The following is an 18,316-nucleotide window of genomic DNA, read 5'->3' as shown; positions in this document are numbered from 1 at the left end:
TTTAATTTGTGAGGCGCATCAGCCGAGTTCAGCAGTGGCTTGCATGGTGAGCCAGCCCTCGTGGTCCTGCGCCCAAAGCCGGATGCTTGAACCGTTGGCATCGGGCTCACCGCAAACGCGCAGCATGCGCCGATCGGCGCACTCAAAGGTGGGGCGTAGGGCTTTGAACTCAAAGCTGCGAATGGGTCTGTCGGTATGGCGGCGCAGCAAGTCCACCAACAAGGTCGCAATCAAAGGTCCATGCACGATGAGGCCGGGATAGCCCTCGACATCCGTGACGTACTTGCGGTCGTAGTGAATGCGATGGCCATTGAATGTCAGTGCTGAGTAGCGAAACAGCAGCACATCGTCAGGTGTGATGTCGCGTTGCCAAGTGGCTTTTTTTGGTGCTGCAACGGGCGCGGGCACAGGGTCACTCGGCTGCGCGGCTGGACGATACACGATGTCATGCTCTTCGGTCAGGCACAGTCCTTGAAGGTTGTGCACCTCATGCTTGACCAGTACAAAGAGCAAGTCTCCCGTTCGGCCCGACTTATGTGTCACCGACTCAATGGTGGACACACGCTTGACCACATCGCCCACCTGCAGCGGCGCAAGCCAACGCAAACGTCCGCCAGCCCACATGCGACGTGGCAGTGGCACGGGGGGTAAGAAGCCACCGCGCTTGGCGTGGCCATCAGCGCCAATCTCGCTTTGGCGGTGATGCGGCAAAAAGAACAACCAGTGCCAAAGAGGTGGAAGTGCAGTGCCGCTCACGGGCAACGGGTCATCACGATCCAACGTGGCACTGAGCGCACGCAAGGGTGCGGGTGTGATCAGGTCTTCCAACACCTCGCTGTTGCCTTGCCATGTCTGCAAGTGCACGAGAGTCGCGGCATCAATCGTGTGTGTCATGTCAGTCAATTGATGCACCTGAAGATTTCACAATGCGTGCCCACATGACCATGTCGTCTTGCAGCAGTACAGAAAATTGCTCCGGCGTGGTGGGTGCGGCCAACTCAACACCTTGCAGTTCTAGCTTGTCACGCACATCCTTACTTGCCAAGGCTTGTGTCATGCCGCTTTGCAATTTACTCAACACATCATTCGGAACACCTGCGGGTGCAAACAAACCAATCCATAAAGTGCCCCGATACCCGGGTACAGACTCAGCCAATGCAGGTACATCGGGCAATGCAGGTGAACGCTTAGCGCTACTCACCGCCAAAGGCTTGAGCTTGCCCGCCTTGATGTGCGACAGCGATGCAGGCAAGCTGGCAAACACCATGGGTAACTGGCCACCTAAGACATCATTCAAGGCTGGCGCCACACCTTTGTAGGGCACATGCTGCAAGTCAATGCCCGCCATGCTGTTGAGCATTTCACCTAACAAGTGGTTTAAGGTGCCATTGCCTGCCGATGCATATTGGTAGTAGTTGGGCTTAGCCTTGGCCATTTGAATCAGGTCTTTGATACTGTTGGCAGGAAAGTCAGGATGCGCCAGCAGCACATTGGGCACTGAGCCAATCAAACTGACAGGCTTGAAATCTTTCACAGGGTCAAAGCCTGGGTTCTTGTAGAGCGCAGGGTTGATGGCTTGGCTGCTGCTGATGGTCATCAGCAAGGTGTAGCCGTCTTTCGCTGACTTGGCTGCATACTGTGTGCCAATGTTGCCGCCTGCACCTGGGCGGTTCTCCACAGCCACGGAGGTGTTGAGCACCTCGCCCAACTTTTGGCTGACGATGCGGCCGACGATATCGTTGGTGCCACCCGCGGCTTGCGGCACCACCATCAAGATCGAACGATTGGGGTAAGCCGACTGAGCCAAAACTGATGTGGCACATAACGCACTTGCGGCCAAACCAGCGAGCATGAAACGTCTTGTCGTTGCGGTGAATTGCTTTGTCATCCGATCATCCTTTGATTTCTGATGGCGGCGATGTTCAAGGCATTTACACCGATCGACAATCGGTATTTTCAGGACTAAGACTTCTGTTTTTCCGAAGGCTTAGATTTTCAGACTAAGATGGATAGATGCATTTCGACCTCAATGACCTGCGTCTTTTTGTGCTCACGGCGGATGAGGGAAGCCTCACCAAAGCAGCAGCCAAACACCATTTATCTTTAGCTGCGGCAAGTGCGCGCATCAAAGCGTTAGAAGCACAAACAGATCTACCACTTTTGTACCGAGAAGCTCGCGGCGTACGCCTGTCGCCACCGGGACAAGCCTTTCTGCACCATGCCCGTTTGATGCTTCATCAAGTGGAGCAAATGCGGGGAGATCTACATGAATATGGCGGTGGTTTACGTGGCCACCTCAGGGTATACGCCAACACTACGGCCGTGACTGATTTTTTACCCGAGATCTTGCCGAAATTCTTAGCCAACAACCCAAAGATCAACATCGACCTTCAAGAAAAACCGAACGCTGAAATTGCCAAAGCCGTTCAAGACGGTCGCGTCGACATTGGCATTGTTTCGGGCCAAGTAGATACCTTGGGCTTGCAAAGCCTGCACTTCAGTACCGACAGACTGGTGCTGGCCACATCGCGTCAACACCGATTTGCAAAACGCAAACGCATTGCGTTTGCCGAAATTTTGGATGAGGACGCGGTGGGTATGCACCCAAGCAGCACATTGCAAACCTTCTTAGGGCAAGTGACAGAGCGTTTAGGCAAGCCGCAAAAACTGCGCATCCAACTCTCTAGTTTCGATGCGATGTGCCGCATGGTGGGTGCAGGTGTGGGCGTGGGCATCATTCCAGAGTCAGCTGCCATGCGTAACCAGGCCACCATGAATTTGGCCTTGATTGAATTGACTGATTCTTGGAGTGTGCGTGAACGCTACATTCTCACGCGCGACCAAGCTGGATTACCTAGCTACGCACACTCGCTCATTGACCACTTACGACAACACTACGCCACACAGACAAAAAGCTAAGCAATCAAGCCAAGCAGCACCTCGGTGCTCATGTGTTGATCTAAGTAATCAGCCAAGCCTTCAAACACGGTTTCTAGCGTAGGCGTTTGCGCACCAAACAAAGCTTGCAGCACGGCAGGATCTTCAAACAAACCGTGCAGGTATGAGCCCATCACGTTGCCTGCATCGTTTTGCCAAGCCAAGCTTGGCATCACCTCATGTGCCACCTGCCCTGCAGCAGCCATGGCCGCGTGAGCTTGCGTTTGACCATGGTGAATTTCGTAGCCACTCACTTGCACGCCCGACAAGGCAGACCATGCACCGCGCAACTCACCAAACTTGGCGCGGGTGCGTTGCACGGTTTTATCAGCCGCGAATTGCGTGACCACGGGCAACAGCCCTAGGCCCGCTGCATTGCCGTCAATGCCGTGTGTGTCAATCAAGGCCTCGCCCAACATTTGCAAACCACCGCAAATGCCTAGCACTGCCCCGCCCTGCTCTGCGTGTTTGGCAATGGCCGCGTCTAAGCCTTGCGCGCGCAGCCAAGCGAGGTCGCTGCTGGTGTGTTTTGAGCCGGGCAAGATGACCCAATCATTTGCTTGCAAGCCAGCTAGGTCAGCAGGACTACGCGCCCACAGCAAGCGCACGCCGGGGACATTCTTTAACGGTTGAAATTCGTCGAGGTTGCTGATGCGTGGGTAGGCAATGACAGCCACGGTTTTGTTCACCACACCCGTGGCACGACTTCGATCATCAAACACACCATCTTCTTCGGGCAAGCCGTGTTGCCACCACATGGGCAACACAGCCACCGTTGGCACACCTGTGCGCTCTTGCAGCATCTCTGGCGCGGGCGCAAGCAGCGACGCATCACCACGAAACTTGTTGAGCACAAAGCCGTTGATGCGTGCTTGGTCTTCAGGCGGCAACAAAGCCCATGTGCCGTACAAGTGGGCGAAGGCACCACCTTTGTCAATGTCGGTCACCAACAAGCAGCGCGCATCGGCATGACGCGCCACACGCAGGTTGACGATGTCGTTGGCCATGAGGTTGATCTCTGCTGGAGAACCTGCACCTTCGATCACCACCACGTCATTTTCGGCACGCAAGGCGTCGAGCGATGCAGCGATTTGCGGCCACACTTTTTCGCTGCGGCCACGCCAAGGGGTGTTCGTCAACTCGTTGTTCACCTCGCCGAGCAACACCACTTGGCTGTGTGTGTCAGCTTCGGGTTTGAGCAGCAAGGGGTTCATGCGCACATCGGGCTCAGCCTTGGCAGCCAGTGCTTGAAAATATTGGGCCGAGCCCACTTCACCTAGGCCGTTATGCGATGCCACCACGCGAGCGTTGTTGCTCATGTTCTGCGCTTTGAACGGCGCCACTTTCAAACCTTGGCGCGCATACCAGCGGCACAACGCTGTGGTCAGCCAGCTTTTACCAGCGCCGCTGGATGTGCCCAACACCATCACACATTTGGCTGTCATCGCAATCCTTTAATCTTCGATACCGCGCTGCGCGGGAATGCCTGCATTGAAGGCGTGTTTGATTTTGGCCATCTCGGTCACGGTATCGGCTAGCTCAATCAGCTCTGGTGGGCAACGTCTACCGGTCATGCACACATGCATGCCTTTGGGTCGCGCCGCTAGGGTGGCCAACACATCGTCCAACGACAACCAGCCGTAAATCAGTGGGTAGGTGATTTCATCCAGCACCACCAAGAAAAAGTCGCCACTCAAAATGGCGGCCTTGGCTTTTTGCCAACCGTCACGGGCAAGCTGTGCGGAATGTTCGAGGTCTTTGCTTTTCCAGCTGAAGCCATCGCCCAAGCCTTCTACCGAAATACCGAGTTGCTCAAACATGCGGTGTTCGCCAAAGCGCGCCGTGGGCACTTTCATGAACTGGTAAATCTTCACCGCTTTGCCTCGGCCATGCGCGCGCAGGGCCAAGCCAAATGCTGCAGTGCTTTTACCTTTGCCGTCCCCAGTGTTGACGATGAGCAAGCCTCGTCTTTCGGCTTGCGGCGTGACACGCGCGTAATTGACAGGCGGTTGTTCAATGTCCACGCGTTGTGACCTTGTTAAAGCTTAGGCACCGCCACCCACTGACCATCCAACGAATGAATGGCAATGCGTTTTTCAAACACGACTTCAACAGCACGGTGCGTCGCCGCATCCGAGCAGGCACCTTGGTGCACCACACGGCCAGTTTGCATGACCACCATGTCGTCGGCATGCAAAGCCATGCCCACTTCGTGCAGCACGCTGATGACGGTGGTGTTTTGCGCAGTCAAGCAGCGCACTTGCTCTAGCCAATCCACTTGGTGGGGTGGGTCTAAGTTGGCAAGTGGCTCGTCCATCAACATCACTTGCGCTTGCACGGCCATGGCACGGGCCAGCAACACGCGTTGACGTTCACCGCCTGAGAGCTGGCCAATCGAACGCTCGCGCCAATCCCACGCTTGTGTAGCTTTCAACGCGGTTTCTACCACGGCATGGTCATGGGCATTGGGTGCTGCCAACCAGTCTTGGTGCGGCATGCGGCCCAGCATGACCACATCCCATACGCGCAAATCATCAGACGTCGATTCGTTTTGACCCAACCACGACAGCTGCTGCGCGCGCTGCTTGCGGTCCATCGCCATTAACTCTTGGTCAAACAAAAAGATGCGGCCACTGAAAGGCAACAACCCAGCCATGGCCTTGAGCAAGGTGGACTTGCCCGCGCCATTGGGACCCACGATGCTGGTCCAACGACCCGCCACAAACGACATATCAATGCCGTGCAACACCTCTTGCCCTGCAAGAGACACATGCACATCGCGCAAACGCAAAGCCATTTTTTGTGCATTCATCGCGCAGCCCTCGCTGTTTGACTGCGATACATCAGCCACAGCAAATAGCCACCGCCCAACACCGCCGTGAGCACGCCCACGGGCATCTCTTGGGGCGCCAACAGCATGCGCGCGAGCAAGTCAGCCGCCAGCAGCAACGCGCCGCCCATCAAGGTGGATAACACCACGATCCAGTTGTGTTTGGTCTTCACCAGAGAGCGCACCAAGTGCGGCGCAGCCAAGCCGACAAACGCCACCAAACCCGTTTGTGCCACCGCAGTACCTGTGGCCAAAGCCAACACACACACCAGCGCCACACGCACGGGTGCGAGCGGCAAACCCAAACTCAACGCAGTGGACTCACCCAAACTCAGAGCATCCAACACACGACTCAGTGCGAAGGCCAACACCACACACACCAGCAACACGCCCAGCATCAACACGCAAGCGTTCCAACCGATGAAGCTGGTAGAGCCCAATAAAAATCCTTGCATGCCCTGCAACACATCGGGGCGCATGAGGGTGATGAGTGACGCCAGCGCCCCCAACACCACGCCCACAATCACACCGGCCAATAACAAACGCAACGTGTGCTGCACACCACGCGCCAGCACGAGGGTGAGCATCACGGCCAACACCGCGCCCACAAACGCGGCACCTGTCAAACCCAAACGCACCAAAAATTCTGTGGCAAACGGGTTGCCACCAAACAGCGCCAAAGCCACCGCGACACCCAACGACGCACCAGAGGCACTGCCTAACAAATACGGATCTGCCAAGGGGTTGCGAAACAAGCCCTGCGCCAACGCACCGGCGAGCCCCAGCAATGCGCCTGCGGCACAAGCGCCCACGCTGCGCGGCAAGCGAATGTCCCACACGATTTGCCAAGCGATGTCGTCGTGCATGGCTGCGAACCAGCTTTCAAACCCTGTGCTGCCGACAGCGCTGCCCAACGCGATGCCGAGAGCACTCAACACCAACAGACTCAATGCCACAAGCACTGGGGACCAACGCGCACCGTGAATCGTCATGGCTGACCTTTCGGTTTGTCATTGGCTTTGCTTGTATCGGCTTTTTCAGTCATGCACTTGGCCATCAAGCGCGCAGCTTCTGCCATGCGTGGGCCAGCACGCACCAGCATGTCGGACTCTTCCGCCTTGAAATGACACACACGCTGCGTGCGCATGGCACGCATGTTTTGCCAACCGGGGCGCGTGGTCATGTCCGCAAAGTTGCTGTCGCCCACCATGATGAGGTCGGGTTGTGCACGCACCACAAATTCGGGATTGATTTTGGGAAACGGTCCTAGTGATGCAGGCAAGATGTTGCGTGCACCCAAGCGCTGCAAGGTCTCACCAATGAACGACGATTCACTGGCACCATAGGGCGCACGGCTGACTTCAAAGTACACACGCTGACCTTTGGCCTGTGCCGGAATCGATTGCGCGGCAGCATTCACCGCGGCATCGATGTGGCGCCACACGCGGTCACTCTCAACGAGCGGCACATCCATAGCTTGCGCCACGATGCGCATGACGCGCTGCACATCGGCATGCGACCGTGGTTCAAACGCCAACACCGTCAAACCTAAAGAGGTCAAACGCTCGGCACCGCGCGCCGAGGTGGCCATCAACACCAAATCGGGCTTAGCCGCCACCACGCTTTCAATATTGGGGTCGATGCCACCGCCCATGCGTGGCAACTTAGCAATGCTCTCGGGCCAATTGGAATAACGGTCCACGCCCACCAGCTTGTCGCACTGCCCCAAAGCACACACAGTCTCGGTGAGTGAGGGCAACAGACTGACGATGCGCTGTGGTGTTTTGGCGATGGTCACCTCTATCTGGCGGTCATCGCGCAACACCACAGCATGTGCGGTGCTGGTCATGATGAACAACGTCGCTAGCGCGAGGATGCCTTTAAGCATGGGTCGCCTCCCACTGCTGAATGATGTGGTGCAACTGCGCCACGCCATCGGTCAAAGCCGCAGGGCCTGGCTGCAAGATGTCGGCAGATTTGATTTCAAAGATTTGGTTATGGCGAACCGCTGGCACGTCTTGCCAACCGTCACGCGCGGCAGCTTTTTCAGGGCGAAACTTTTTGCCGCACAGCGAGCCAATGATGATGTCAGGCGCACGGTCCACGATGGTTTGGCCACTGGCAATGATGCGGTCTTTGCCCATGGGCATTTGCGCCAATTCAGGAAAACAATCATCGCCACCTGCGATGTGGATGAGTTCGCTCACCCAACGAATGCCGCTGATGTGCGGCTCATCCCACTCTTCAAAATACACCTTGGGCCGACGCTTGAAGGTGGCGGCCGTTTGTTGAATGACCTCTAACTGCGCGCGCATGTGCTGCAAACGCTGCAAGCCCTGATCGGCTTGACCCACCATCGCAGCCACTTGGTAGAGCATCGAAAAAATCTCGTCCACGCTGCGTTGGTTGAACACCGTGACCTGTACACCCGCACGGATGAGCAAGGCCGCGATGTCGGCCTGCAAATCAGAAAACCCAAACACGCAATCGGGCTTGAGTGCCAAGATCTTGTCCATCTTGGCACTCAAGAATGCACTCACTTTAGGCTTCTCGTCACGCGCACGACGTGGGCGCACGGTGTAACCCGAGATGCCCACAATGCGCGCCTCTTCCCCCAGCATGTACAGCCACTCTGTCGTTTCCTCGGTGAGGCAGACGATGCGTTGAGGTAGAAGGGACGTAATCACAAATTAGAAGCTCCGGCGAGCCGTGAAAGTCCATGTTCGCCCTGCTTGAGGGTAGATGGATCGACTGGCAGGATTGCAGCGAGATCGGTAATCGTAGTACTGCTTATCAAACAAGTTTGAAATTTGCCCCGAGAACATCCACGCATCAAAACTATGGCTATATCTTAAATTCGTCAAGGAAAAGCTTTGTATAGCTTGCGAGCATGTGTTACTTAAATCGCCAGCAACCCTCTGCTCTGATACCCATTGATTTAAAAGCACAACTTGCTGAGTCGCGCTCATTTGATACATCAAGTTCGCAGTCAAACTTTGCTCAGGTGACAAGGGAACTTCCTTACCTGCATATTGTCCATCTCTGAAAGTTGATTTGCGCTGCGCGACCTGCACACCTCCACGCAAAGATGAATTCAACTTCACTTTTGCTTCAAATTCCACACCCTCTCGACGAGTAGGATCAAAATTCATGTTCGTCATGTAATCTGCGCCGAGTCCAATTTCGTCTCTCAAATCACTACGGTAATAACGAACCGTCCAATAACCTTCTGAATATTTTTGACGGTACCCTAATTCATGATCCTTTGAAGTTTGCGGACGAAGCAAGTTCAGCGTACTAGGTGGGCACCCAAATGAGCAACTAAACTCATCGGCATTGGGTAAGCGAAAACTTGTTCCTAAACGGCCATAAAGCTCGGCTCCTTGGGTAACTCGTTTTGCCAATCCGAGCTCCCAACTATTGTTCGAAGCGTCCAACGTTCCGTTAGAGTCGCCTTTTGCTTCTCGATAAGACTCCGTGTGCCGGACACCGGCAAACGCCTTAATGCCCACTGGCGTCCAATCCAATTCTTGACGAACGTACAGGGCATCCGAAGACTGATTGATACGAACATTTGTGCCCCACGTCGGAGCCAAAAGTACTTTATCTTGCTCCCAGCGCTCAGAGTCCAGTCCAACTATAAAACGCCCCGCTGCTTGCAACATGGACAGGCTGCGCCAAGCTCTCAATCCGACACGCGTTGTATCGGTTTTGCTATCACTGGTGTATCCATCAGCGATGTAATACCCCTTCGATTGAACATTACGGTGATTTACATCAGCGCCAACCCTCCAAACATCTAACGGCAGTTCTACACTTAGCAATAGATTAGCTGTATCAGTTTTTCCGTTGTCATTGAGCTTGAAAGATTGACGCGGATTATTTTGAAACTCCGAAACGTTAATGCCACCTGGCAAGCCACCAGCTTGTGACTGCACGCCTAATTGAGCAGACAAGCTCTGCCCCCCATCAGACCATGTTGTTCTGGCCAAGGCATTTCGCTCTTGAACACGAAAGTTGTCGCGATGATTATCTGAATTCAGCGCTGCACCATAAATTTGTGATTTCCAGTTCTCAGATGCGGTTCGCATCTCAACACGAACATCACGTGTACCGTTGTTACCTGCGCCAACAGACACCGCACCACCAGACTCAGCCATTCCTCGACCGGTGATGATGTTAATCATGCCAGCTGTAGCCCCTTCCCCATGCAAAACAGCTCCGCTACCACGGACAATTTCAATCCGCTCTATGCTGTCTACTGGAATCCAGCTGATTGCGGCTCCGCCCATATCACCTTCGTTCAATCGAACACCATCCACCATGATGACCAAATTGCTGCTAGCTGTTTCGCCGAAGCCACGTATATCTAACGTCGGATTGCGCCCCCCAGTTGTATCAATACGTGTCACAGCGCCCCCTAACCATCGAATGGCGTCGCTTGCATCTGTCACACCAGCAGATCGAATTTCCTCAGCCGTGATTACTGAAACACCCATCGGCAGAAGCGTTGGATCTTGAGGTATTCGATTCGCCGTGATGACCGCATCGGGAAGCACACGATCATTCATAGCTTGAGCATGGACAGACGCAACAACAGCCAAAGACAAAACAGAAAGCGCAGGAGCAAACGCGCGTGCGCGAATAGATTTTTTCATGATTTAAATACCAACATGTCATGCTCTCACCGCCTTCCCCGACAGTGCTTGAGCGATTTAGCGGTGCGTTTTTAGACGCACCGCCACCTTGTTGGCCGGTATCCGGGCTGGCGGAGACTACCTCTGTCGCCTTCCCAAACGCTTGTTCAAGGCGTTCAGTGGCTTGTGTGACAGAAGCGGAGCACAAGGGCTCGTCCGCTTGACCGTTGCGGGGGCAGCGCAGGTTAGGTGTTTGTCGAGCAAGTCGACGCAACCCTCCTGCTTCCCGTTGAACTGAGGCGTGTGAACCACACCTCGAGCACCAACATTGGCAATTTTAGCAATTAACCTTGCAGCCACCTTAAAATGCACAGGCCATGTCACAAACACCCCTGATCGATCAAATTGCCCAGCGCGTCGAGCATTTATTGCTGCGCCACGAAGAACTGCAACGCACCAATGCCTTGCTGGCCACGCAAGTGCAAGAACTCACGCATGAGCGCGACTTGCTCAAGTCACGCCTTGGCGCAGCGCGCCACCGCATTGACGCATTGATTGATCGCCTACCCCAAGGCGCAGAGGCACAGACAAAGGACATCGCGTGAAGCAAATCGAAGTTCAAATCATGGGCCAAGGCTACGTGCTGGGCTGCCCCGAAGGTGGCGAAACGCGTTTGGGTCAAGCCGTGGCCAAAGTGGACGAGGCCATGTGCAAGATTCGCGATGCCGGCAAGATCAAAGCCCGCGACCGCATTGCGGTGTTGGCAGCCCTCAACTTGGCATTTGACTTGACCGATCGCCCTGCTGCTGTGCAAGCCAGCGGCGATAGCAGCGCTTCTAGCACCGACCTGCACAACTTGCTGCAGCGTATGGATGCAGTGCTCGCACGCGACAACCAACTCATCTAAGCGGCGCCTACAATCAACGTGTCTGCAAGTCCTTGGGGCTTTATATTTCCTTGAACCAATGCTCATAGAGCTCGGGCTTGGAACATCGGTTGATGAGCGTGATCGTCTCGCGTCAGATGAACCCAACGTTGACCTGACCTCGCCCACCTGAACCCCCGGTTCAGGATGACGGCCTTGAGGAGCCTTGCAGACACCTTCTACTTTCTCAAGGCCTGCGCTCTCATGGACCTCCAACCCCAACTGATTTTTGAACTCGCTGCACTCGGCATTTGCACAGGCTTTTTAGCCGGGCTGCTTGGCATTGGGGGCGGCATGGTGATGGTGCCCTTCATCACTTTCATGCTTTCGCACCGCGGCGTCGATGCAGACCTTGCGGTCAAGATGGCCATTGCCACGTCGATGGCCACCATCATCTTCACCTCAGTCTCTAGCGTGCGCGCGCACCACAAGCGTGGCGCAGTGCGTTGGGATTTGGTCAAAGGCTTGGCGCCAGGCATCGTGCTGGGCAGCATGATTGGCAGCTTAGGTGTGTTTTACTGGCTCAAAGGCTCTTACTTGGCCATCTTCTTTGGCTTGTTTGTGGGCTTCTCAGCCACGCAAATGTTCTTAGATAAAAAGCCAGCGCCTACACGCCAAGTGCCCGCCACGGCTGGCCTGATGGGTGCAGGCGGTGCGATTGGTTTTCTCTCTGGTTTGGTCGGTGCTGGCGGCGGCTTTATCAGCGTGCCGTTCATGACCTGGTGCAACGTGGCCATTCACAACGCCGTGGCCACCAGCGCAGCCTTAGGCTTTCCTATTGCTGTCGCCAACGTGGCGGGCTACATCGTCAGTGGCATGACGGTGGAAGGTTTACCTGCGGATGCATTTGGTTTTATTTGGGTGCCAGCTTTGGTTGTCATTGCTGCTTGCAGCGTGTTCACTGCCCCTTTGGGCGCCAAGGCCGCGCACATGTTGCCCGTCAAAAAACTCAAGCGTGTGTTTGCCAGCGTCTTGTATGTGCTGGCCGCCTATATGTTTTACAAAGGCATCACCAGCTGATCACTGAGGCACCAAGCACCATGGGGCTTGGTACTCCACCAGACCCATCCACAGGGTCCAACCCGAGCTAGCGGCCAAAGCCAAACCCGCTAAGCGCACACCCCATGCTCCGTTGCCTGTGCTGATGATTTGCCCACCTCGCAAACGCAGCCAGACCCAAGGGCCAATCGTCAGCACCACAGCGCTACCCAATGCAAACAGGGCCATCACGCCTGCGCCCTCTAGCGGGCTGTTGCTGAGCGCAGCCACCAAGAGCGCGCCATACAGCAAACCACAAGGCATCAACGCCCACAACACACCCAAGACAACTGCGCCACCATTGCGCAGCTTGAGGTGCGCCGTCATGCTTTGCACACGACGCCAAATGCCACGGCCAAAGTCTTCGAGCCAAATGGGCTGCTCACCGCGCCACAGCAACAAACCACCCACCATGAAGGCCACGATGTGCATCAAGGTCCAGACGGGGCGAAACACAGCCGACTGGGTGCTGAGCCAACCCACGCCTTGCATGGTGCTGGCGGCCACTGCGCCTAAAGCGCTGTAGCCGATGACGCGGCCGAGTTGAAACAAAAGCATGGCAGACACGCCCTGCCCGCCTGATTGTTTTTGGGCAGCACGCCCAATACCTGCACAGGCCGCACCGCACATGGCCAAACAGTGCGGCCCACCCGCGAGCCCCATCAAGAGTGCGGTGAGAGCCAAAGTTGTGTTCATCAGATGATTTTAGAGAACCTTGCGCGGTTCTTGTCGGCTTGCAGGTATTTGTCAAAGACCATGGCGACGCCACGCACAAAGAACCAACCCAGCTCGGTCACGTGAATGCCCGCATCGTCCATGGTCAACAAGCCCTGCGCTTGCATGGTGGCCAAGCTTTCCATCTCTGCTGCGAAGTATTTTTTGAAGTCCACCAAGTGCGCCAACTCGACCGATTCAAACAGCACGCTACCTTGGCACATCAGTGCCATGATGACGGTGCGACGCACCAAGTCATCACGCGACAAAGCCATGCCACGTGCCACGGGCAAACGGCCTTGGTTGAGCAAGTCGTAATACTCGTCCAAGGTCTTGACGTTTTGACTGAAGGTGGGGCCCACGCGACCGATGGAAGAAACACCCAAGGCAATCAGATCGCAATCGGGCTGCGTGCTGTAGCCTTGAAAGTTGCGGTGCAAGCGGCCTTGGCGCTTGGCCACAGCCAGCGCGTCGTTGGGTAAGGCAAAGTGGTCCATGCCCACGTACACATAACCGGCCTCCACCAACACACGCATCGCGCTGGACAACATGACCAGCTTCGAAGCCGCAGGCGGCAAGTCTTGCGTATGGATGCGACGCTGTGGCTTGAAGCGCTCGGGCAAGTGCGCATAGGCATACAAGGCAATGCGGTCGGGACGCAGTTGGGTGATTTTTTCCAAAGTGCGCTCAAAGGTTTCTGGCGTTTGCATGGGCAAGCCATAAATCAAATCGGCATTGACGGATTCAAAACCCAATTCGCGCGCAGCAGCAACCAAGTCAAACACTTGCTCAGCGGGTTGAATACGATGCACCGCTTTTTGCACGGCGGGCTCAAAGTCTTGCACGCCAAAGCTCAGGCGGTTAAAGCCCAGTTCCGCCAAGTGGGCCAATCGCTCACGCGTCACCGTGCGTGGGTCAATCTCGACCGAGTATTCACCGCCTGGCGCAAACTGAAAGTTGCGACGCAGCATGGCCATGAGTTGCGCCAACTCTGCATCACTCAAAAACGTCGGGCTACCGCCACCCAAGTGCAATTGAGACACCACTTGACCTTGACCAAGGTGCGCAATGTTTAGATCAACCTCGCGCTCAAGGTAGCGCAAATACTCTGCGCCACGCTCGTGGTGTTTGGTGATGATCTTGTTACAGGCGCAGTAGTAACACAGTGACTCGCAAAACGGGATGTGCACATACAGCGACAAGGGATAGGCTTTGGCGCCCACACCATCGCGGCGTTGCTCTAACGCTTGCAAATAATCGGCCTCACCAAACGCCTCCACAAATCGGTCTGCCGTGGGATACGAGGTGTAACGCGGCCCCGCCACGTCATAGCGCTGCAAAAGTTCTGGATTGAGGACAAGAGAATGCATAAGTTCACACCTAAATTTGCGCTCCATAATAGGCGTGCAGGCGCAGCAAAAAGTTGACCTGCATCAACACAAACGACTGTCAGACCCCATGAATTCCACCAGTATCAAAGTCGCCTGTTCCAATTGCAATTTGCGCGAACTGTGCATGCCTTTAGGCTTGAACGAGAGCGAGATGGAGCGTGTGGACGAAGTGGTGGCCACACGCCGCAAAGTGGCACGTGGTGACAACCTGTTCAGGAATGGTGACAAGTTCAATGCGCTGTACGCCATTCGCACAGGCTTCTTCAAAACACGCATCTCTGCTGAGGACGGCCGCGACCAAGTGACGGGTTTTCAAATGGCCGGTGAAATCATCGGTCTAGACGGCATCGTGAGCGACCACCACACCTGCGATGCGGTGGCACTGGAAGACGCCGAAGTGTGCGTGATGCCTTTTGATCGCATTGAAGAGCTGTCGCGCGAAATCACGTCCCTGCAGCGCCATGTCCACAAAATCATGAGCCGAGAAATCGTGCGTGAAAACGGTGTGATGTTGCTGCTGGGCAGCATGCGTGCAGAAGAGCGTCTCGCGGCGTTCTTGTTGAACTTGGTGCAGCGCCTGCACGCCAGAGGGTTCTCTCAGTCTGAACTCATTTTGCGCATGACGCGCGAAGATATTGGCAGCTACCTTGGGCTCAAACTCGAAACGGTGAGCCGCACGTTTTCAAAGTTTGTAGAAGACGGCGTCGTAGAAGTCAAACAACGCCATGTGCGCATTTTGAATGCCGATGCGCTCAAGCTCATCGTGAACGCACAAACCTGCCAACCTATTTAAACAGCGACAGGGTCGCAACACACCTCTTGCTTGGGGCAGCCATCAGGTCGCTCTGTTGGCACCATCGGGCAACGGTTCATTTCAAACGGTGATACCGACAGCAAGGTGGTCAATGCGCTGGAGGCTGCCGTGACCATCCAGAAAACAAAAAACGACAAGGTATAGACACCTTGTCGTGAGAGCTCAATAGGCTGACCAAACCATTGCATATCTTGCGGGTCTACAAACGCAAACACCAGCATTTCCAAAACACCTGCTACTAAAAAAGCAGGCCATGCAATCCACATCATTCGCTGAGCCAACATTCTGATTCTCCTAAACAGGAATGAGTTCAGTCTAGGCTCGAATGACAGCGCCAAGTCATGGGGTTTTCGCGGGGGTCTCTTGCTTGGCTGACTCAGCTTTGGGCGTCACCACATGGTTACGCGCCTGCATGGCGGGTGCCAGCTGCATGTCTTTTTCTGCCGCCAAGGTTTTGTTGATATCTAAGCCTCGGCGGTAATAGTCGTCGGCCACCACGGGGTCGGGCACGCGAATGGCAATCGCCAACGTGATGAATCCCGCCACAATGACCGCAGCAGGGCCCGCGATGATGAGCCAAACGTGACCATATTGCCACCATGCTTTGGTATCAGTTGTTTCTTGTTTCATGATGCATTACCTAGGAACGATGAACACAGATTTTTCGACCACAAACTCATCGGTACCCAAGGCCTGAACTTCAAACATGATTTTGTGCGAGCCACCCTCGACAGAACCATAAGGCACATCGGCACGCAACACAATCCAACGGGCTTGTGCAGGGTCCACCATGACTTCGGTATCGGTCGTGATTTTCAAACCTGGCAAACCTTTGACTGACAAGCGGTAAGTCTGAATGCTCTCCGCTGCGTTCATGATTTGCAGACGGTACACATTTTCAAGTGTGCCGTATTCCGTGATGCGCGACAAAGTCGAGCGGTCACGCACCACGTCAACCTTGAACGGTGTACGCAAGCTCAACGACACAAACAAGCCCACTGTCACAGCCAACAAGATCATGGTGTAGATCTGAATGCGCGGGCGCATCAGGCGTTGCCAGATTTGGGCGGGCGTCCACTTGTTGTCCATCGCATTTTGCGTGGAGTAGCGCACCAAGCCACGGGCATAGCCCATCTTGTCCATCACGGTGTCGCACACGTCAGCGCAAGCACCGCAGCCAATGCATTCGTATTGCAAGCCATCGCGGATATCAATGCCGGTGGGACACACTTGCACGCACAAAGTGCAGTCGACGCAGGCCCCCAAGTTCAAAGCCCCTGCTTCAGCTTTCTTGGCGCGCGGGCCACGTGGCTCACCACGCTCTGTGTCATACGTGACGATGAGTGTGTCGTTGTCAAACATGGCGCTTTGAAAGCGCGCATAGGGGCACATGTATTTGCACACCTGTTCGCGCATGAAGCCTGCGTTGCCATACGTGGCAAAGGCGTAGAAGAACACCCAGAACAGTTCCCATGAACTCATTTGGGTCAGGAAGAATTCCATCGCCAATTCGCGGATGGGCGTGAAATAACCCACAAAGGTAAAGCCAGTCCAGATCGAGAAGAAGATCCAGATGATGTGCTTGTACCATTTCTTCACCAATTTCTCTAACGAGAAATCAGCATCATCCAAGCGCATGCGGGCTGAGCGATCGCCTTCGACCTTGCGCTCAATCCACAAGAAAATTTCGCTGTAAACGGTTTGCGGGCAGGCATAGCCACACCACAAACGCCCCGCCACTGCCGTGAACAAAAACAGCGCCAAGGCTGAGATCACCAACAGGCCGGTGAGGTAGATGAAGTCTTGCGGGTACAAGACCAAACCAAAAATATAAAAACGGCGCGATGCCAAGTCGAACAACACGGCTTGGCGTGTGCCCCACTCAAACCAAGGCAAACCGTAAAACACCAGCTGCGTCAGGACCACCAAAATCCAGCGCCAATACGCAAAGATACCCTCGACAGAGCGAGGGTAGATTTTTTTCGATGCAGCATAAAGCGAGACCATCGCCTCGTCCGCAGAGCCCGAAGGCTCTGGAACGATAGGGATGGTCTTGCGCTGCTTGGAGTCGTCAGCAGAGTTCAAAGCGTTTTACTTCGTAGCAGCAGGTTTGTTCGAGAAGCCCCAAACATAGGCAGTCAACACGTGAATTTGTGACTCAGTCAAACGGCCTTCTTGTGCTGGCATTTGGTTGACCTTACCACCGTTGATCATCGCGGTGATGGCCTCTTCGCCCCAACCGTGCAACCAGATCTTGTCGGTCAAGTTAGCAGAGCCCATGGCTTGCATACCTTTGCCGTCAGGACCGTGACATGCAGCGCAAGCACCGAACTTGGACTTACCCAAAGCGGCACGCACGGAGTCGTGTGGGCTGCCAGACAAGCTCAACACATAGTGCGACACGTTACGAATGTCATCAGGGCTTCCAACGGCTGCAGCCATCGGAGGCATTTGACCAATGCGGCCTTTGGTGATGGTTTCTTTGATCTTGTCAGTCGTACCGCCGTGCAACCAATCGCTGTCGGTCAAGTTAGGGAAGCCCTTAGAACCGCGTGCGTCAGAGCCGTGGCACTGAGCACAGTTGTTCATGAACAAACGCTCGCCCACAGCCATGGCTTTGGGGTCTTGCGACAGTTGCTCAGGTGTTTGCGCGTTGAAAGCAGCATACAAAGGCTCGAGTTCTTGGTTGGCCTTGGCCACTTCAGCTTCGTATTGACCTTGCGATGTCCAAGCCAACTTGCCTGCATAGCCGCCCAAGCCTGGGTAAGCAATGAAATACACCACAGCAAACACCATGGTGATGATGAACAGCCACAGCCACCAACGTGGCAGTGGGTTGTTCATTTCACGCAAGTCCTCGTCCCAGACGTGGCCGGTTGTACCGTCCTCTTCGTGTGCTGACACTTTAACTTTGGCAGAGAACCACAGCAAAAATGCGCAGTACACGATGCCAAAAATGGAGATGGACGATACGAAGATCGACCAAAAATTACTTGTGAAATCACTCATGATTCGATTCCTTTACAAAGG

The 18,316-nt window shown here is 55.0% G+C and carries 20 protein-coding genes and 1 riboswitch; of the genes, 5 read left to right on the top strand and 15 right to left on the bottom strand.

The genetic code is table 11. From position 1 onward, the window contains the following. Positions 1-18: 18 nt before the first annotated feature. Positions 19-894, bottom strand: coding sequence for a MaoC family dehydratase N-terminal domain-containing protein (locus C5F52_RS15230; RefSeq protein ID WP_104799213.1), 876 nt, complete (start codon positions 892-894; stop codon positions 19-21). A gap of 1 nt (position 895) precedes the next feature. Next, the gene (locus C5F52_RS15225; protein WP_104799212.1) at positions 896-1,888 is read right to left on the bottom strand and encodes a tripartite tricarboxylate transporter substrate binding protein; all 993 of its coding nucleotides are present in this window, start codon (positions 1,886-1,888) and stop codon (positions 896-898) included. A 125-nt stretch (positions 1,889-2,013) separates the two neighbouring features. On the opposite strand from C5F52_RS15225, the gene C5F52_RS15220 reads away from it, so the two are divergent. Continuing rightward, positions 2,014-2,919, top strand: coding sequence for a LysR family transcriptional regulator (locus C5F52_RS15220; protein WP_104799211.1), 906 nt, complete (start codon positions 2,014-2,016; stop codon positions 2,917-2,919). On the opposite strand, the gene C5F52_RS15215 is transcribed toward C5F52_RS15220, so the two are convergent. Genes C5F52_RS15215 through C5F52_RS15185 form a run of 7 tightly spaced genes read right to left on the bottom strand, consistent with a single transcriptional unit; the run spans position 2,916 to position 10,425 of the window. Next, entirely contained in the window at positions 2,916-4,382 is a 1,467-nt protein-coding gene (locus C5F52_RS15215) for a cobyric acid synthase (protein ID WP_104799210.1), read from the bottom strand. The genes C5F52_RS15220 and C5F52_RS15215 overlap by 4 nt on opposite strands. A gap of 9 nt (positions 4,383-4,391) precedes the next feature. Continuing rightward, positions 4,392-4,961 carry a cob(I)yrinic acid a,c-diamide adenosyltransferase gene (gene cobO / locus C5F52_RS15210; protein ID WP_104799209.1) on the bottom strand — a complete coding sequence of 190 codons (570 nt, stop codon included), beginning with the start codon at positions 4,959-4,961 and terminating at the stop codon, positions 4,392-4,394. A gap of 14 nt (positions 4,962-4,975) precedes the next feature. Beyond that, positions 4,976-5,749, bottom strand: coding sequence for an ABC transporter ATP-binding protein (locus C5F52_RS15205; RefSeq protein ID WP_104799208.1), 774 nt, complete (start codon positions 5,747-5,749; stop codon positions 4,976-4,978). Beyond that, positions 5,746-6,759 carry an iron ABC transporter permease gene (locus C5F52_RS15200; protein WP_201747028.1) on the bottom strand — a complete coding sequence of 338 codons (1,014 nt, stop codon included), beginning with the start codon at positions 6,757-6,759 and terminating at the stop codon, positions 5,746-5,748. Before C5F52_RS15200 ends, C5F52_RS15205 begins: the two co-directional genes overlap by 4 nt. Further along, a complete protein-coding gene (locus C5F52_RS15195) occupies positions 6,756-7,655 on the bottom strand; it encodes an ABC transporter substrate-binding protein (protein WP_104799207.1) in 900 nt (299 codons plus the stop codon). The genes C5F52_RS15200 and C5F52_RS15195 overlap by 4 nt, the downstream gene beginning before the upstream one ends. Continuing rightward, positions 7,648-8,451, bottom strand: coding sequence for an ABC transporter substrate-binding protein (locus C5F52_RS15190; RefSeq protein WP_369952244.1), 804 nt, complete (start codon positions 8,449-8,451; stop codon positions 7,648-7,650). Before C5F52_RS15190 ends, C5F52_RS15195 begins: the two co-directional genes overlap by 8 nt. A 6-nt stretch (positions 8,452-8,457) precedes the next feature. After that, a complete protein-coding gene (locus C5F52_RS15185) occupies positions 8,458-10,425 on the bottom strand; it encodes a TonB-dependent receptor (protein WP_104799205.1) in 1,968 nt (655 codons plus the stop codon). A gap of 75 nt (positions 10,426-10,500) precedes the next feature. Further along, positions 10,501-10,746, bottom strand: a riboswitch (cobalamin riboswitch). Positions 10,747-10,781: 35 nt separating this feature from the next. Here C5F52_RS15185 and C5F52_RS15180 point away from each other — a divergent pair. The 3 genes from C5F52_RS15180 to C5F52_RS15170 all read left to right on the top strand — a co-directional run bounded on the left by C5F52_RS15180 (position 10,782) and on the right by C5F52_RS15170 (position 12,349). After that, positions 10,782-11,009: a DUF904 domain-containing protein gene (locus C5F52_RS15180; protein WP_104799204.1), complete on the top strand. Its 228-nt coding sequence runs from the start codon at positions 10,782-10,784 to the stop codon at positions 11,007-11,009. Further along, entirely contained in the window at positions 11,006-11,311 is a 306-nt protein-coding gene (locus C5F52_RS15175) for a cell division protein ZapA (protein WP_104799203.1), read from the top strand. Before C5F52_RS15180 ends, C5F52_RS15175 begins: the two co-directional genes overlap by 4 nt. 222 nt (positions 11,312-11,533) lie before the next feature. Then, a complete protein-coding gene (locus C5F52_RS15170) occupies positions 11,534-12,349 on the top strand; it encodes a sulfite exporter TauE/SafE family protein (protein ID WP_104799202.1) in 816 nt (271 codons plus the stop codon). Here the strand turns inward: C5F52_RS15170 and C5F52_RS15165 are convergent, their stop codons facing one another. Then, entirely contained in the window at positions 12,350-13,063 is a 714-nt protein-coding gene (locus tag C5F52_RS15165) for a sulfite exporter TauE/SafE family protein (RefSeq protein ID WP_104799201.1), read from the bottom strand. After that, positions 13,063-14,451, bottom strand: coding sequence for an oxygen-independent coproporphyrinogen III oxidase (gene hemN, locus C5F52_RS15160; protein WP_104799200.1), 1,389 nt, complete (start codon positions 14,449-14,451; stop codon positions 13,063-13,065). The genes C5F52_RS15165 and hemN overlap by 1 nt, the downstream gene beginning before the upstream one ends. 76 nt (positions 14,452-14,527) lie before the next feature. Here hemN and fnr point away from each other — a divergent pair, with 76 nt between their 5' ends. Continuing rightward, positions 14,528-15,265, top strand: a complete 738-nt coding sequence (fnr, locus tag C5F52_RS15155; RefSeq protein WP_255416373.1) for a fumarate/nitrate reduction transcriptional regulator Fnr — start codon at positions 14,528-14,530, stop codon at positions 15,263-15,265. On the opposite strand, the gene C5F52_RS15150 is transcribed toward fnr, so the two are convergent. The 4 genes from C5F52_RS15150 to ccoP all read right to left on the bottom strand — a co-directional run bounded on the left by C5F52_RS15150 (position 15,262) and on the right by ccoP (position 18,295). Continuing rightward, on the bottom strand, positions 15,262-15,570 hold the full coding sequence (locus tag C5F52_RS15150) for a hypothetical protein (protein WP_104799199.1): 309 nt from the start codon (positions 15,568-15,570) through the stop codon (positions 15,262-15,264). The two genes, fnr and C5F52_RS15150, sit on opposite strands and share 4 nt — an antisense overlap. Before the next feature lie 55 nt (positions 15,571-15,625). After that, positions 15,626-15,916, bottom strand: a complete 291-nt coding sequence (locus C5F52_RS15145) for a FixH family protein (protein WP_104799198.1) — start codon at positions 15,914-15,916, stop codon at positions 15,626-15,628. Between the two features lie 6 nt (positions 15,917-15,922). Then, on the bottom strand, positions 15,923-17,293 hold the full coding sequence (ccoG, locus tag C5F52_RS15140; RefSeq protein ID WP_104799344.1) for a cytochrome c oxidase accessory protein CcoG: 1,371 nt from the start codon (positions 17,291-17,293) through the stop codon (positions 15,923-15,925). Positions 17,294-17,377: 84 nt separating this feature from the next. Further along, the gene (ccoP, locus tag C5F52_RS15135; RefSeq protein ID WP_104799197.1) at positions 17,378-18,295 is read right to left on the bottom strand and encodes a cytochrome-c oxidase, cbb3-type subunit III; all 918 of its coding nucleotides are present in this window, start codon (positions 18,293-18,295) and stop codon (positions 17,378-17,380) included. Positions 18,296-18,316 lie beyond the last annotated feature (21 nt).

The organism is Limnohabitans sp. TS-CS-82, assembly GCF_002943475.1.
Note: the sequence above shows the minus strand (reverse complement) of the source record. Positions and strands in the feature narration are given on the sequence as shown.